Genomic DNA, 15,479 nt, shown 5'->3' with positions numbered 1-15,479 from the left:
CCACAACTCTTTGTCAGATTGTTAATAAGTTTGTTAGCGTACGGCAGGACTGTAACGCTTGATTTTGCAAGGTTACATCGGCATTGAGAACGTGGATCATAGCGTATATTTACTACACAAGGAGTGGTTTTCATGCTTTATGTTGGAATTGACGTTGCTAAGTATAAACACGATCTAGCAGTTATTGATAGTGAGGGAGAAATTTTTATCCGTCACCTGAAAATTGCGAATAATCGTGAAGGTTGTTACTTTCTTATGTAACTTTGTGCCGTAAACCTCTACGGGAAATAGGCATGTTATTCCATCAGTATGGTTTCGATTTTTTTATCAACTTCTATCCTATATCCACTGCTTCTTTAATTTTGGATACGAACTAAAACTATTTTACTCGTTCAATCGTAAGTTTTCATATATTACTGTATAAACTTGATTCTTGTAAAAGTCAATGTAACAAAAATGCACTGTATAAGTTTTTATGTTACCTTCAAATCGAACCAAATAAAGAACGTCCTTTTTTGATACTCCAATAAATTAAGGCTGAGTGTTCGAGTAAAAATCTGTTAAGTTTCTGCAAAAAAAAGAGAAGGTACTTTTTCTCTTTTACGTTTTATCTATTTATATTGTTTCAGACTTTTTACTTTCATTTTTCAGTAAAAATTGCATTAAGTACTGGATTCTTACTATGTGTTGCTAACATATTAGTAGGTAAGAAAGCACTGATTGTGATAATTACAGATAATAGCATAAAAATAAATAAGATTAATATGGAACCTTGCATGCTTAGTCCAGCTATAGGCATATTAGAATCTGGGTAGCCACTATACATAGATCTAATCGTAGAAATTGAATTTAAAGCAGAGGAATAAAAACTCATCATCCAAGTCAAATAAACAGCGTAGTAGAAAATGTATAGCACTAGTATAGCTTTACTCTTCAAGCCTACATCTCTCAGCCTTCTGACTGCTAATGCCAATGAAGGTATAATAAGCCCCAATGAAATTACGATAATTATAAATAGCATAAACCCATTAATTGGTGATTCATAGTACTCTCGATTTCGAGATGAAATAGCTGTTACAATTCCTAAAACAACATAAATAAGCACAATTGCAAGTGTTGCCCACCAGTACCCAGCACGCGTTGATCGTCCTCTAAAGTCAGCCTAGCCTTTAAAAAAGTCGCTAACTGCTTGTGAAAATGAAACTTCTCCTTTTTCTAATATTCTTTTCATAATTACCTCCTTTTATTTTCTCCATTTTATCATAAAAATTAGACAGTTCCGTATTAATTGTGAATTTTTTAACCAAAGTAAAAAATTGTAACTATCCATTAGTAATTGACTAACGAGAAAACAGATATAGTTAATAGATGTATTTCATTTGCCTAGGGTGTCAGATCAGGATCAAATATCGGAACATTTTTTTCAAAATTAAAAAATAGTTTTGGCACAAGTTGCGTATTTTACCTAAAAAGAGAGTTATTATTGCTGATACTCCATATATTGGCCTTCTTTTCCTACATCCACATCCGGCACTGCTAATGATAACGTACCTTCACTGTCATAGAATAAGTAAAGGTTGGCTCCCCTCCAATCTGAAAAAGTTTTTCCCGAATTTGATATCTGTTTATCTAAACTTATTATAGTATTCACGCTTACATCTCTTTTAGGAGTTGATCCGTAGCCATGAACAAAAATTCTTTTTGTCGTAGAATTTTTTATTTCTGTTATCCATAATTGATTAAAGCTGCGATTGATGTGCTGCATGATATGAAAGCGATCGGTGACGATCTCGGCATTTAGAAACACGGTTTTTAGCAGCTGGTTATAGCTGGCGTTCATGTCCATCACAAGATAGTTTATTTTTAAGCGCGCCTTTCTTGGAAAACGCATGAAGTATTGTGTCAGTTTAACTAATCGGCGATCTTCCAGAATGGTGAACAAGCGATTCGTTGTCCCGTCAACACAAATAAAGCTCCTAGCTCCAGAAACGGATTTCATTGATTTAAATTCATCCATACATAAAACGGTCGGCAGGTAGTTTTGATTCGGCTGATAGTCCTTTGTCGCCTCTCTTAAAATTCGAGCAACGGTACTATCGGAAACAAAGTAATTCTTTGCGATCAATTTTCGTGATTAGTTTTCGAATAATTCTACTAATATTGCCTGTTTGAGTTCCTTTGTCAGTTGATGATGCTCATCTACTAAGTCCGTTTTCGCAGAAAACGTTGATCCGCAATCATGGCAAAGAAAACGGCTACCTTTCAATTCTAAAATAGTCAGCCTTTCTTTGAACTTCAACATCTGTGAGTTCTTAATATAAGAGTCATTACGAATGATGCGCACAGAGTTGCATTGTAGGCAATGAGAAAAGCGATTCGTCAAATTTCCTTTGATGATTTGAGCATTCACGCCCTTGTATTTCCTTTCTTCCAACCAATCATCATCGAAGAACAAATTTTTATCTGTTAAACCAAGGAATTCTTTAGTAGTATTATCCTTTGAGAGACTCCTTTGGTAGGGTAGGTTTTAGTCGACTAAATTTTACCAAACGTGAGTCTCTTTTTGATTTGAAGATAAGAAAAAAGTGTTGGTGGAAAATCGACTTCGGTTTTCCACCAACACAAAACATTATAGAAACCGAAAAATCAAATGATTTTCAAGTGCTTCTTGTTTTTTTGCAGAGCGTAACTAACTTATGTCATACGCGTCTTTTAAGTGGTGCTAAACAATCCATCAAATATTGATTTAATAGAACCAACGAGTCCAAAGTTTGAGTATTCGGTAATATCCCAATTAAAAGCAAAAACATTTGAAGTCCTTATTTTAGCTCTTCCTAATCACCTGTTTATTCGTCTTCTCGATTTGAAACATAGAATAAAAAAACTATTCTGTAGATGTTTGTGTATCTTAAAATGGCGCAATAAACTAGTTAGTTGTGCTTTTCTTTAAACTCTGTGACTAATTACTTAGTTGGTGTAGAGTTTATGACTAACATGTATATATTATTATTAAACGAATGACTAGAACGAATAAAGATCAAACTAACGATTTCTCTATCATGAAAAGGGTGCTGTAAAATCATCAAAAGTAATGATATGATATATCAAAATTCTTATTAGAAAAGCCGGATTCAGGTTTTAATTCCATCTGTTAACGAACTCATTCTGTTTTAAGTTCTTCTTTCTTGATTTTTTTATCCTCTACCCTTAGGAAAGGGAAATAGATACCAAAACTAGTTGCAATTAGGAGAACTTGCAGAACAGCACCTTGCCAGCCAGATAATAAGAAACCTGAGATAATGGGGGGTGTCGTCCATGGAAGTTGTAGCCCATTTGTGATTGGAACAATCCCTGTACTCATTGCAAAATATGTGATTAGACACATAACCAGTGGGGTAATAACAAACGGAATAATTAAAATGGGATTCAACACGACAGGTAACCCAAAAATTAGTGGTTCATTAATATTAAAAATAGCTGGGATAAATGATAGTTTTCCCAATGTTTTATACTGAGAAGAACGAGCAAAGAAAATTAGCGCCAATGCTAACCCGATTGTTGCGCTAGAACCTCCTAGTTTCACAAAATTATCATAGAATTGTGTACTAATAATATTTTCAGGTGGTAACCCCTGCGCAACTAATTCAGCATTTTGAATGCCCAATGTACGCCAAATGGGAGTTGTGATTGCACTTGTGATTTGAGCACCGTGGAGCCCAAAGGCCCACAATAAGGCTTCGACAAGCAAGAAGAGCAGGGTAGCGGGTAAAGAATTGCCTAACTTCATTAGCGGCTCTTGCAAAAATTGAGAGATGAACGTCTGTGCGTCAGAATAGCTCGTAAGCAAAAATCCAATACGTATCAGGTTGAAAAAAGCTAGGACAAACAGTCCTGGGATCAAAGCCGCAAAAGACTTTGAAACATTTGGTGGAACAGAATCAGGCATTTTTATTGTCCAGCCTTTTTGACTGATAAAACGGAAAATTTCTACTGATCCAATGGTACTTAAGATGGCAACGAATAAGCCAGCAGCACCAAAATAAGACATAGGTAGAAAATTTCCAGTATCAGTGTTCGTGATAGGTGTCAGAATAAGGAAACTAATAATCGCCACAACCTCAGAGCTTATCACATCGACTTTGTAAAATTTCGCTAGTTCATTTGCTGCCCCCATAATAAATACAAATGACATTAAATTCATTGTCATATCATTGACTTTTCCAAAATAAACTTGCCAATTTTCCCCTAATAGTCCTTGCATAAAATCTCGATAGGCTGGAATTGGAAACTCGTTAATCAATAAAAAGAATGAACCAATAATTAAAAAGGGGGTAATGACCAAAAATCCTGATTTAATTGCGGATAAATAGCGGTTTTGATCCAGTTTTGTTGCAAATGGGATTAATTTTTCTTGAATGGAATCCATAAAATTACTCATTTTTTTCCTCCTTACTCTTCTGTGCCTAGATTTTGTCCGTTAGAAGCAATCACATTTTTGTACCAATAGAAAGAATCCTTTTTATATCGCTTTAAGCTTTTTAAATCAAATTCTGTGCGATCAACATAGATGAATCCATAGCGTTTTTTCATTCCCTCGTGGGTTGAAATCAAATCAATTGCCGACCAAGGACAGTACCCTATTATTTCGCACCCATCTAAAATTGACAGTTTGATTTGCTCAATGTGGTCTTGGTAGTAGCGAATTCGATAATCGTCATGGATTTGATAGTGTGCATCTAGTTCATCATAGGCCCCAATTCCGTTTTCGGTAACAAGCATAGGAAGCCGATAACGGGAGTAGATTTCTCGGAAGGTTGCACGAAAACCAACTGGGTCAATTAACCAACCAAAGGGTGTTTTTGGTAGTTCGGGATTCTTAACTCCCTTAAATAAGCCAGGGATTCCTTCTAGAGATTGTTGATCACCAACGATTGCTTCATTCTCGTAGTCTTCATCCCAACAGGCCATATCGGTACTATAATAATTGAATCCGATATAGTCAGGCTTACCATTTTTCAACGAATTCCAGTCTTCATCATGAATCTTCGGTAAGGCGTTCTTCTCTTTTAGATAGGCCCAAACCAGCGGGTCATACTCGCCTTTCACTGCAACATCCAAATAAAGCCAGTTTCGAATCGCATTAAAGTTTTGCGCAGCGATGACATCCTCTGGTTTACTGCTTTGTGGATAGACTAACGAAATGTTTGGGGCTGGCCCAATTTTACTTTTAGGCAATAACTGGTGACAACATTCCATCGCCTTGGCTTGTGCCACAAGCATATGATGATTTTGTTGATACAATTCTTGTAGCGTGTTTTGACAATCTTCCGGTACATGAAACGTTCCAATAACGGGTCCAACCAGCGTTAACATGTTCTGCTCATTAATTGTCAACCAATACTCCACGCGGTCACCATAAGTTTTAAATAGCAACGTGGCAAATTCGAGAAACCAGTTAACGGATTCGCGGTTAGACCAACCGCCTTTTTCTTGTAGCTTTTGTGGTAGGTCAAAGTGAAACATGGTGACAATTGGCTCAATCTCATACTTTAAACACGTATCAATCACATTGTTATAATATTCAATACCCCTTTGATTTACCTCTCCTATTCCTTCTGGTAAAATTCGAGCCCAGCTAATTGAGAAACGGTAGGCTTTAAATCCCATCTCTGCCATTAATTTAATGTCCTCTTCGTAATGGTGATATTGATCTGAACAAACAGTCAAATCTGACGTACCTTCTGGAATTACTTTGACGTCTTGCCAAGAGGGACCTTTGCCGTCAATTAAGCTAGCTCCTTCTACTTGGTAAGCTGAACTACTTGCACCCCAAAGAAAATTTTTTGGGAAAACATTGTTTTTTTTCGACTGATAAATTGTAAACATTGACTTCTTCCTTTCGTATTGAATTTTTTTTTTACCTAATTTCAGTTGACTGTTTTTTTTCTTTACACCTAGCCTGTCTTATCTTAGACTTAGACTCATAGGAGGGATATCTTTGAAAAAAATGGTATTAGAGCATACAACACGTCCCACGGATATTGCGTTTGTTTCTAGTGGTTATGAAGAATGTACCTCGACTCAATCCGTGGGGCCTATAAAAAAAGACTATGGTATTTTACATTTCGTCACACATGGGAGAGGTCATTATTACCTTGACAATCAACACCATATTGTTGAGGAAGCTCACTGTTTTTTTACACCAGAAAGCACCTCAGTTTTTTATCATGCGGATTCTAGCACCCCCTGGTCCTACTGCTGGATTTGTTTTAAAGGAACTGCTGCAATGGAAATCTTGGATGATTGTGGCTTGACTAAATTTAATCCAATTATGGAAATTAAAAACATGCAAGCCATTCACGAAATTATTATGGAAATGTTGCAGTACTATCAAATAACTCCCGCAAATGAGTGGTTTATCCAAAGCTCATTGCTCCGTATTTTCGCCTTTATTCAATTGGAGAACAAACAAGACTATCTTGACTTAGAGTTGGTGAACATACCATTACTAAATGAAGCGATTGAATATTGTCAGACCACTCAATTATCTGAAGTAACAGTGACGAATATGTGTGAATATTTGCACATCAGTCGAACGTACTTATTTTTACTTTTTAAAGAAAAATTGCATATGTCACCGCAACAGTTTATTACCAGTGCTAAGATAGCAAACTCAAGGGAGCTATTAGCTAAATCAAATTTATCAATTCAAGAAATCGCTTACCTTTGTGGGTACAAAAATCAATTTTCGTTTTCTCGCGCCTTTAAGCGAGAAAACTCCATCACGCCAACGGCTTATCGCCAAATGTATTTGCAACCGGAGAATCTACTGGACCGCTGAGGGTAACCCTCAGCAGTTCAATAAACTTACTCAATGGATAGAAAACTTTGATAGCGTAAAGGGTTGACAACAAAATGGACACCATCTTCTTGGTACCAGTTATACGAAACCATTTCTGAACCTTCCCCCCAAGTATCTGGACAGTCGATCAATTCCCAATCTAGGGGAATCATGTGTTGTGTTTGTTTAGAAGCTAAAAGCATCAAGTCCTGCATCTCCAAAAGCTCTGTGGGAGAGAGGATATTTGGTTTTATAGAAACAAATAGTGGGGTTCCGCTTCTTGCTAACACCTCAGTCCATTGTTTATTAAAGCGCCAGTCAATCTGACCCGTTATCCCGACGCAGTCTGCATCTACATGATAAAATGTATTATGTTGAGGTAGTCGAAATGCCAGAGTATTAACGCCAATCTGTCTCGTGCGTTCCCATTCAAGACCACTTGTGTCATCACCAGTCCGATGAATATGCATTAATCCAGCCCCTAAATGACCCATGGTATTACAACCTAAAATCAACGTATTGCTTGAGTGACATTCTTCAAAAATCAGTCGATAAAAGTTTTTTACAATTTCTGCATTAGTCAAAGTTTTATCGTAAAAATGCCAATTTTCTCTCGTAACCATTGGATTCATTTCAAATCCCCAGCGCCCAAACAAGTCGTAGGTGGAAAAGTCGTGTTTAATTAATTCAAAACCCCACTCACAAATTCTGCGGATGTCTTGCCGTAAATACTCCTCAACAAAGGGGTGGGTTGGATCTAATGTTAAGTCACTTATGCGACACTCATCAGTGAACACGCTATCTTTATTTAGCAAGGGACGAAACCAAATTCCCGTCCGTAATCCTAGAGACTTAATTTTCTGATTCATTTTTTGTAAGTCTAAAAATTTATCGTTGCCCTTTTTCCAAGGGCCTCCGTTATATTCTAAGAGATGATGTTCTTCCTGCCAGCCATCATCTAGAACCATGAAGGCGGGATTTTCGCATTTTTTTGTCAGAGTTGCTAGATACTTAGCATCTTCTAAGACGTCATTCTCTGAGGTATCTCCATATGCATAGTACCAATTGTTGCTACCATAAACTGGCACATCTGGGAGTAACGGCTCCGGACACATCCGTTTGCAAAAGGAGACTGCTGCTGAAAATGAGTCATCACCGTGATAGATTTCGCTGACTACTTGAGCTACCCGTAATTGACGACCTTGCAAATGGACCCCGTTTCCTCCATTACGAAGATCCATGACTAAGGTGACGCCAGCAGGATCAACTTGCCAAAAACACATTGCATTCGGTTGCACCTTCACGCCAACGCCAACTGTTTCTGCGGAGGTCTTGGCAAGAAAGTACCATGGCAGTATTCGATTAGGGCTTATAGGGTTAAACCCCATTGTTCCATAGCTCCGTTCCCACTCATCACCCAAAATTTTACTTTCTTTAGGCAATTTTTTAGGCCATCGTATTTTAATATATTTTAATTTGCTTTCATGGGCTCTTACGTTTATATCTAAATGTTTAGGTTCTTTAGTAAATGACAAGGAAATATCGTCAAAATCCATTTTGTGTCCTTGATAAAAATTTGAATGCAACCCTGTTTCAGTTTCAATCGAAATCCAAGAAGGATCTAATGTTTCTATCGTATTTTCAACCAATTAATAATGCTCCTTTCACGCTATACACGAAGTATAAACGAAGAAATAAAGTAATTCCATGTCCGTTGGTTACAGGTATATTGCTCAATGTTAACTGATTGATTTCTACTGAATCACTAGTGTCCCATAGAATTTTAAAAAAAAAACCAAAATTTGGAGGGTTCGGACATAATCCTAGACTAAAAATGAACTCAAGAAGAATGCACGTATGTTTTCCCGTGAAGAATGTGCAAAAGCAATTCAGTTTTTTTATGTTTTGGATTTGAGTAGAGGGTACATTCGTCCAATTCTTTACTGAGTAGTCGATGTATTTTTAAATGGATTTTTATTTTTTTTAAACGGGGAAAAGCGACGAGAGAACAAATTTTGTAAAAGGCCATCCAAAAATGTAGGTTTTGGGCCAATTAAATCCAAATTAGATGTAGGTTAGTTTAATAACACTTCATTAGGTAGAACTTGATTAGGAACTAAGGTGTGATAGCCTGTGGGCGAGCCGCTATCTTTTAATTTTAGGCTTTTTAAAGGCCGCAGATTGTCAAAATAAGTGCAACACCTTGTCATAAAAGACCTCATAAGGTGTTTTCCAACCCAAACACTTCTTGGGTCGTAGATTTAGTTTAGAAACAAATAGATCCACTGTACTGTCTAATACTTCAGTTAAATCTTGCCCTTTGGGTAGGTATTCTCGCAGTAGTCCATTAGTATTTTCATTTGTTCCCCGTTGCCAAGGACTATAAGGATCCGCAAAAAAACAGTCAATACCGCATGCTTTACTAAATTCATGATAAAGCATAAACTCTTGTCCCCTGTCAGGCGTAATCGTTTTAAGATTTGCTTGTTTGACCCCGGAAAACAAATCAATAATTGTCTTCTTGACCGATTTAGAGTCTTTTTTTGGTGTCTTCTTTGCCAGAAGAAAACGTGATTTCCGATCAACAAGTGTGACCAAACAAGTTTTCCCTTGAGCACCAATCACTGTGTCGGCTTCCCAGTGACCGATTTCACTTCTTTTTTCTGCTGAAATTGGTCGATCGTGAATTCTAGGGGCATCGTTGAATTGTCCTCGTCCATCAAGAGCGCTTTTTTTAGGCTTTCCTTTGCGACGCAGCTTCCTTCTAGCCCCTTTACTATCTTTTGTAAAACCATCATTGAATAATCCACGATAGATAGCGCGATAAATCGTGTTATAGCTAATCGATTCACCGTTATTTTCTAACTTGATTCTCTGAGAAATTTGTTCTGGAGACCATTGGTTTTCTAAAAATAACTTTCTAACACATTCTTTTAATGGAGAGGAATCTAGCAATCGCTTCTTACCACAACGTTTCTTATTTTTCTTGTATGTTTTTTGAGCAACAGATGGTGAATAAGCGCGTTTCTTTGTCGAGTGACGTTTTAACTCACGCATGACAGTTGAAGGGTTTCTTTTGATAAGCCGTCCGATACGGCGATAAGAAAATCCAAATCCGTGGTATAAGAATATCAATTCTCTTTCATGTGTAGTAAGATGTGTGTATGAAGCCATGGCTAAATTCCTCCTAATGATTGTTCGTCAAACACCATTATACAGGAATTTAATTTATGGCTTTTTTTGGTGTTGCACTTAAATTGTACATTCACCAACTGTGATAAAGGAGGGTCTTTTATGTATTTCGATTATCGTTTTGAACCCCGTGGCGATTACTTATGTATCGACTGTAAAAGTTTTTACAGCTCCGTGGAATGCGTAGAAAGAGGCTTAAACCCTTTGACGACCATGCTAGTGGTATTATCTGGATCTGATCGACCAGGTGGACTTGTCTTGGCCGCCTCTCCTGCCGCAAAAAAAGAATTAGGTATTTCCAACGTCACGAGAAAATATGAGCTACCGGATCATAAAGATTTGATATGTGTGCCACCCCGAATGAACTTATATATCGAAACAAACATAAAAATCGTAAATATTATTCGTCGGTATGTTTCTGATGATGACATTCATGTTTATAGTATTGATGAACTCTTTGTACGCTTTGACAAAGTTAAAAACCTCCACGGAAATTGTCGTACTAAACAATTCGCAAAAGCCTTAATGCAAAGGATACTCGAGGAAACGGGAATCTATACCACTGTTGGGATTGGCGATAATATGTTATTGGCCAAACTTGCATTGGACAATGCAGCAAAGAAGAATCCAGATATGATTGCAGAATGGCGTTATGAGGACGTCCCTTCTACAGTTTGGAAAATCAAAAGTCTGACTGATTTTTGGGGCATTGGTCACCGTACGGCAAAAAATCTATGGAAACGTGGAATCACTACGGTCGAAGAACTTGCAAATACCCCCCCTTCCAGACTGAAGGCTTCTATGGGTGTGATTGGGCTTCAGTTGCACGCTCACGCAAATGGGATCGATCGCAGCGAGATTGATAAGAAATATAAAGTCCTAGAAAAGAGTATTTCCAATTCTCAAATTCTTATGAAGGATTATACAGATAAAAAAGAAGTAATGATTATCATACGTGAAATGGCTGATTTGGTCGGATCAAGGCTACGAAAAGAACATGCTCAAACCGAATCAATCGCCCTTTCTATCGGCTACTCTCACGGTGAGTTGTTACCAGGGTTTTCGCGCCAAATGAAGGTGCCAGCAACGTCCAACACAAAACAAATCACTAATTACCTTCTACAGCTGTTTGAGGAACACTACACTAGTTATGCGGTACGGCATGTCGGTGTATCCTGTTCAAAACTCGTTTATCAGACGAGTTTACAGCTGGATCTATTTTCTGATCCAGAAAAAACAATTCAGCAAGAAAAACTCGATTTCCTATGTGATGAAATTAGAAACAGATATGGCTTTAAGGCTTTGATCCATGCTAGTTCGTTGTTGCCTGGGGCGACAGCTGTTAGCCGCAGCACGAAAGTCGGCGGCCATTAGAAAGGAAGATTAAAAATGAGTTATGGTGATTCGTACGATGATCGCGAAATGGTGAAGTGGGCAGGATTCTATCTGTCTGAGCATACAGACTTAATGAACAAGGATGATAAAAAGCGGCTAACCTCCCCTTCCCAGAAACCACAAATGGAACTGGATGAGATCAATAAAATTATGGAGGAAGCAAGACTGAAGGATAAATCAGTCTGTATTCAGATGGAAGCCAGAGACCTAAATGGCAATTACTATCCTGATATCATTGGCAAGATTAAAGGTTTCGACGAATTAGGAATATATATAGAAGAAACAAAAATCGGCTACGATGAGATTCGTAATGTTTGCTTATACAGTCATATAAAGTGGCAATCTAGCAAAGAATTTTAGAACTAATATTATGATTACACAATAAGGAAAGCGAAAGTATACTAGTATACTTTCGCTTTCCTTATATATCTTATATTAGATAAAGTTTATAAAATCCCTATATAATAAGTCTCTCTCTTAAGTAGAAAAGTATACTGGTATACTTTTCTACTTATTAAGCATTTTCAACTGAGTTTCATACATTGCTTTAAATGCTTCTTGCTGTCTTGTTGATAGCCGTGTGTTTACGTAACTATCTATAACTAAGTCTACTATCTCATTAATTGTGGCCTTAGGCATATTTTCTAATTCGCCCAGAAATGGTCTAAGAGTGTTCATTTTCAAATTAACAGAAGGCGATACTTTTTGTGTTAGGGTTGCTGAAAATCTTTTATCTTTTGCAGTCGGATTCGTAATAGATTCTTTCTTTATAGTCTCTGTATTCGTATTATTTATAGGAGTGATAGAAGAGGTTCTACCAAAATCTGTTTTTCCTTTTATTTCGACCTTTTTTGATTGTAAAGAAGATTTGTTATTCTTATTGCTTATTATTGGCTTGAAATTTTCAGACATATTTAATCCTCCAGAGATTCTAATATTTCCTCATGTCGGTCTAACTCATTTAAAACATCGATAAATACCTGATGAGCTTTAATATCCCATCCATCTGGTTTTCCAGTATAAGAATACGAAACACGTATACCTTCAACATCGTAAACCTTTAATCTTTCTTGATACTTAACGATTGTATCCAGAACATTTCCTCCATATAACTCTTTTGCTTGATCAAGTACTTTAGTATCTACTCGTCCGCCGGGTCTTAGCATGCAAGGTATAATCCCTAGCACTTGTAAATCATTATCGTAAGTGTCTGCAAGATATTGCATGTAAGCAATATAGGTTTGAGCACCGTCCAGAGATAATTCTTGAGTTTGTAACACAATGATACAGTAATCAGCTGCAAGCATAGCATTATCACTATAATCAGATATTGTAGGTGGCACGTCTATATAAATAGCGTCATAGACTTCTTTCAATGGTTTCAGTAGCTCTTTCAAGTAGGTAATTTGCTTAATTTCATCATTCGGGAAACGATTCATTAGTATTTTTGTTAGGTTTCTAAAGGTGGTATTGGATGCAATTAAGTCTAAGTTACTCATGATAGGTGTAATTTGAGTACTTAAGTCTCCTTCCTCAAATCCAGTAGTGATACTCTTTGTAATTTCTTCAAGCTCACCTGTTTTAGCTAAAATACTCGTTGCGTTTCCTTGTGGATCTAAGTCAACTACTAATGTTTTTTTGTTATTGATTACAGCACTTTCATATGCAAGCATAGTTACTGATTTAGTTTTTCCTACTCCGCCTTTAAAATTTCCCACGACATATACTTTTCCCATGAATAGACCTCCGATTGATTAATAATATATCATAAGTATACCAGTGTGGAATTTACTTGTAAAGAAAATAATTGCAAAAGTAGATTGGTGTAAAAGTATACCAGTATACTAAAGGTGTTATTAAGTATACTGGTATACTGCGAATTTAAAGGAAATAATATAAAAAAGTTCCTATATAGATTCAGGAAGCACCGATATGTAAATACTTTAATCACAAAACGAAAAAAGTATACCAGTATACTGATACACCGTAATAAGTGTAGAAGTATACTGGTATACCATTAAAAAAGTTCAAAAGTATACTGTTGCAAACCATTGTTAAAAATAGTTCTTTACAAGTTGAAGAATGTTCTGTAGTCTAAAAGAAAAATAAACAGTAAAAAAAGAGACGGAAAAATAAGTGAATTGGACCTCACCTATTTTTCTGAATCACATACAAACCTATGTGTTCTCGCTCGTCTCGGTAGTTATGTAAGTGGCTGGAAACCACTTATGTGATTGGATAATCAGTTCAGACTGGGAATCTGAACTTATAGGATTATATTACCATTTTTTGACGGGCAACTCAATATATACATGCTTATTTGTCATGCATTTTAACGAAATTATGACGTTCTAAGCCATTGAGAGAACACAAATCGAAAGATTATTTGTGTTCTCTTTTTTGTTTGGAAAGGATCAGCAACCATGGCATATGATTTAGATGTTGTATACTCGACTATTTTACAGAACGGGATTCGTAAATTTAAATTTAAAAATAGCCGCCTTAAACCTATCTCTTACACAGATCAGTCGGGGAGAGGGGCGATTTTTGCGTACCGTTCAAAGGAACACATGATCGAGGGGATTGGACTAGTGATTACTTCAGAAGAAGGGGTGATCGAAAACAATAATCGATTCACTCATTGGACACCAAATGTATTTCGCTATGGAACGTATGCTGATGAAGCCAGAATGTTTACAAAAGGTCATTCTGAGGACAATTTGCGTCAAATCAATACTTTCTTTGTTGATTTTGACACATTAGATCCAAACTTTGACTATGGAGAAATTATCTTGGCCAGTCACGAGATCGGCTTTATGCCTACAATGATTCTACGTACACCGCATGGATTTCAAGCTTTCTATGTACTAGACAAGCCTGCATACGTGACGAAAAAATCAAATTTTAAAGTGATCAATGTGGCTAAAATGATCTCAAAAAATCTAAGAAACAAATTTTCAAATGATTATCGGTTTCCTGTTGATGTAAATGCCAATCATTTTGGGATCACACGAATGCCTTCTGAAGAGAATGTTTTATTCTTTGAACCACAATATCGTTATAGTTTCGAAGAATGGATCGACTGGTCAATGAGAGAAGATGCGGATAAAAAAGCGGAGATCAAGAACGTTTTTGTATTACCATCTACTCAAGAATTTCGTCAAGTCGATGAACCCTGGTTCCAGCTGTTGCTAAAAAGTCAAAAAATACAAGGTGAAAAGGGCGTATATGGTCGAAATAATGTCATATTCACCTTGTCTTTGGCATACTTTTCGTCAGGATACGAAGTAGAAGCATGTGAATTGACGATGTTAGAATTCAATGACCGCTTGGCTAACCCTTTATCTGATCGAGAATTAACCAGAATCATTCGTTCCGCTTACTCCGGAAAATATCAAGCAGCGCACAGAGAAAAAATTGTCCTATTATGCCAAGAGTGGGTCGATGCCAATCTTTCTGAAGAGCAACTATTCAATAAAAAACGGGGTTGGTGGAAATTCAAGAAAGAAAGAGCCGTGCGCAAGTATTCACATAGTCATGAATGGGCAGAAGATCTACTATCCTATTTGAATGAGCAATCCTATGAAGAACAACCATACATTCTTTCTACAAAAAAAGAGTTAACTGAAAGTTTAAAGATCCCAAAACGTTCCCTGGACAAAGTACTGAAGCAGTTAAAAGAAGAAAACAAAATTCATTTTCGTGTTCGTGCTGGTCGTAATGGAGGTATTATGCTAGCTTCGATACATGGATTGATGCGCTCCGTTATCCGGCTAAAAAAAGAAAGCCAGGGGGCTTATTTCGCTGCGATCTCAGAAGCTTTTGGAAGAGAATACACGTTTATCCAGACAGCACTGAAACGCTTGATAGAACCCAATAAGATCGGCGTACAAACAGATCTGTTCATGATCGATACGGGTTGAAATTAAAAGGTGCAAATTGCCTATTACATTATATCTATGATACGTTCCTTTTTTCCCCGCCTTGCTTGCTGGTCTTAAGAAAGAGTAGTATTATTATTGCAAACGTAATAATATGGTGGGAGGTTTTT

Annotated in this window: 11 protein-coding genes and 2 pseudogenes; 5 read left to right on the top strand and 8 right to left on the bottom strand. The window is 36.9% G+C overall.

Features of this window, described 5'->3' with window-relative positions; translation table 11 throughout:
- The first annotated feature begins 132 nt into the window (after positions 1-132).
- Positions 133-261, top strand: a complete 129-nt coding sequence (locus tag IGI76_RS16950; protein ID WP_438781790.1) for an IS110 family transposase — start codon at positions 133-135, stop codon at positions 259-261.
- Between the two features lie 379 nt (positions 262-640).
- Here the strand turns inward: IGI76_RS16950 and IGI76_RS16945 are convergent.
- From IGI76_RS16945 to IGI76_RS16930, 4 genes and pseudogenes are all read right to left on the bottom strand, one after another.
- Positions 641-1,150 (bottom strand): annotated as a pseudogene (locus tag IGI76_RS16945) (DUF805 domain-containing protein); the annotation flags it as partial.
- A gap of 336 nt (positions 1,151-1,486) precedes the next feature.
- Positions 1,487-2,455, bottom strand: a pseudogene (locus tag IGI76_RS16940) (ISL3 family transposase); the annotation flags it as partial.
- A 705-nt stretch (positions 2,456-3,160) separates the two neighbouring features.
- The gene (locus tag IGI76_RS16935) at positions 3,161-4,438 is read right to left on the bottom strand and encodes a PTS sugar transporter subunit IIC (protein WP_438781792.1); all 1,278 of its coding nucleotides are present in this window, start codon (positions 4,436-4,438) and stop codon (positions 3,161-3,163) included.
- Positions 4,439-4,449: 11 nt separating this feature from the next.
- Positions 4,450-5,886: a glycoside hydrolase family 1 protein gene (locus IGI76_RS16930; RefSeq protein WP_438781794.1), complete on the bottom strand. Its 1,437-nt coding sequence runs from the start codon at positions 5,884-5,886 to the stop codon at positions 4,450-4,452.
- Between the two features lie 121 nt (positions 5,887-6,007).
- Here IGI76_RS16930 and IGI76_RS16925 point away from each other — a divergent pair, with 121 nt between their 5' ends.
- On the top strand, positions 6,008-6,841 hold the full coding sequence (locus IGI76_RS16925; protein WP_438781818.1) for an AraC family transcriptional regulator: 834 nt from the start codon (positions 6,008-6,010) through the stop codon (positions 6,839-6,841).
- Positions 6,842-6,867: 26 nt separating this feature from the next.
- Here IGI76_RS16925 and IGI76_RS16920 read toward each other — a convergent pair whose 3' ends face one another.
- The gene (locus IGI76_RS16920; RefSeq protein ID WP_438781796.1) at positions 6,868-8,490 is read right to left on the bottom strand and encodes a hypothetical protein; all 1,623 of its coding nucleotides are present in this window, start codon (positions 8,488-8,490) and stop codon (positions 6,868-6,870) included.
- 535 nt (positions 8,491-9,025) lie between these two features.
- Positions 9,026-10,015 carry an IS30 family transposase gene (locus IGI76_RS16915; protein WP_438781798.1) on the bottom strand — a complete coding sequence of 330 codons (990 nt, stop codon included), beginning with the start codon at positions 10,013-10,015 and terminating at the stop codon, positions 9,026-9,028.
- Positions 10,016-10,135: 120 nt separating this feature from the next.
- On the opposite strand from IGI76_RS16915, the gene IGI76_RS16910 reads away from it, so the two are divergent.
- Both IGI76_RS16910 and IGI76_RS16905 read left to right on the top strand, forming a co-directional pair.
- Positions 10,136-11,407, top strand: coding sequence for a Y-family DNA polymerase (locus IGI76_RS16910; RefSeq protein ID WP_002332590.1), 1,272 nt, complete (start codon positions 10,136-10,138; stop codon positions 11,405-11,407).
- A gap of 15 nt (positions 11,408-11,422) precedes the next feature.
- Positions 11,423-11,788, top strand: a complete 366-nt coding sequence (locus IGI76_RS16905) for a hypothetical protein (RefSeq protein ID WP_438781800.1) — start codon at positions 11,423-11,425, stop codon at positions 11,786-11,788.
- Between the two features lie 147 nt (positions 11,789-11,935).
- Here IGI76_RS16905 and IGI76_RS16900 read toward each other — a convergent pair whose 3' ends face one another.
- Together IGI76_RS16900 and IGI76_RS16895 are read right to left on the bottom strand one after the other, a co-directional pair.
- Positions 11,936-12,340, bottom strand: a complete 405-nt coding sequence (locus tag IGI76_RS16900) for a hypothetical protein (RefSeq protein WP_002298757.1) — start codon at positions 12,338-12,340, stop codon at positions 11,936-11,938.
- A gap of 2 nt (positions 12,341-12,342) precedes the next feature.
- On the bottom strand, positions 12,343-13,164 hold the full coding sequence (locus tag IGI76_RS16895) for a ParA family protein (RefSeq protein ID WP_002298756.1): 822 nt from the start codon (positions 13,162-13,164) through the stop codon (positions 12,343-12,345).
- Positions 13,165-13,851: 687 nt separating this feature from the next.
- Here IGI76_RS16895 and IGI76_RS16890 point away from each other — a divergent pair.
- The gene (locus IGI76_RS16890) at positions 13,852-15,351 is read left to right on the top strand and encodes a primase C-terminal domain-containing protein (protein ID WP_438781803.1); all 1,500 of its coding nucleotides are present in this window, start codon (positions 13,852-13,854) and stop codon (positions 15,349-15,351) included.
- Positions 15,352-15,479: the final 128 nt, after the last annotated feature.

The organism is Enterococcus sp. DIV2449a (assembly GCF_051711225.1).
Taxonomy (GTDB): domain Bacteria; phylum Bacillota; class Bacilli; order Lactobacillales; family Enterococcaceae; genus Enterococcus_D; species Enterococcus_D casseliflavus.
The sequence above is the reverse complement of the archived record's forward strand: the minus strand, read 5'-3'. Positions and strand labels throughout refer to the sequence as shown.

Bases quoted from the DNA above. Each gene is read 5' to 3' on its own strand.
- IGI76_RS16950 (WP_438781790.1), top strand. From the start codon at position 133: ATGCTTTATGTTGGAATTGACGTTGCTAAGTATAAACACGATCTAGCA.
- IGI76_RS16935 (WP_438781792.1), bottom strand. From the start codon at position 4,438: ATGAGTAATTTTATGGATTCCATTCAAGAAAAATTAATCCCATTTGCA.
- IGI76_RS16930 (WP_438781794.1), bottom strand. From the start codon at position 5,886: ATGTTTACAATTTATCAGTCGAAAAAAAACAATGTTTTCCCAAAAAAT.
- IGI76_RS16925 (WP_438781818.1), top strand. From the start codon at position 6,008: ATGGTATTAGAGCATACAACACGTCCCACGGATATTGCGTTTGTTTCT.
- IGI76_RS16915 (WP_438781798.1), bottom strand. From the start codon at position 10,015: ATGGCTTCATACACACATCTTACTACACATGAAAGAGAATTGATATTC.
- IGI76_RS16910 (WP_002332590.1), top strand. From the start codon at position 10,136: ATGTATTTCGATTATCGTTTTGAACCCCGTGGCGATTACTTATGTATC.
- IGI76_RS16905 (WP_438781800.1), top strand. From the start codon at position 11,423: ATGAGTTATGGTGATTCGTACGATGATCGCGAAATGGTGAAGTGGGCA.
- IGI76_RS16900 (WP_002298757.1), bottom strand. From the start codon at position 12,340: ATGTCTGAAAATTTCAAGCCAATAATAAGCAATAAGAATAACAAATCT.
- IGI76_RS16895 (WP_002298756.1), bottom strand. From the start codon at position 13,164: ATGGGAAAAGTATATGTCGTGGGAAATTTTAAAGGCGGAGTAGGAAAA.
- IGI76_RS16890 (WP_438781803.1), top strand. From the start codon at position 13,852: ATGGCATATGATTTAGATGTTGTATACTCGACTATTTTACAGAACGGG.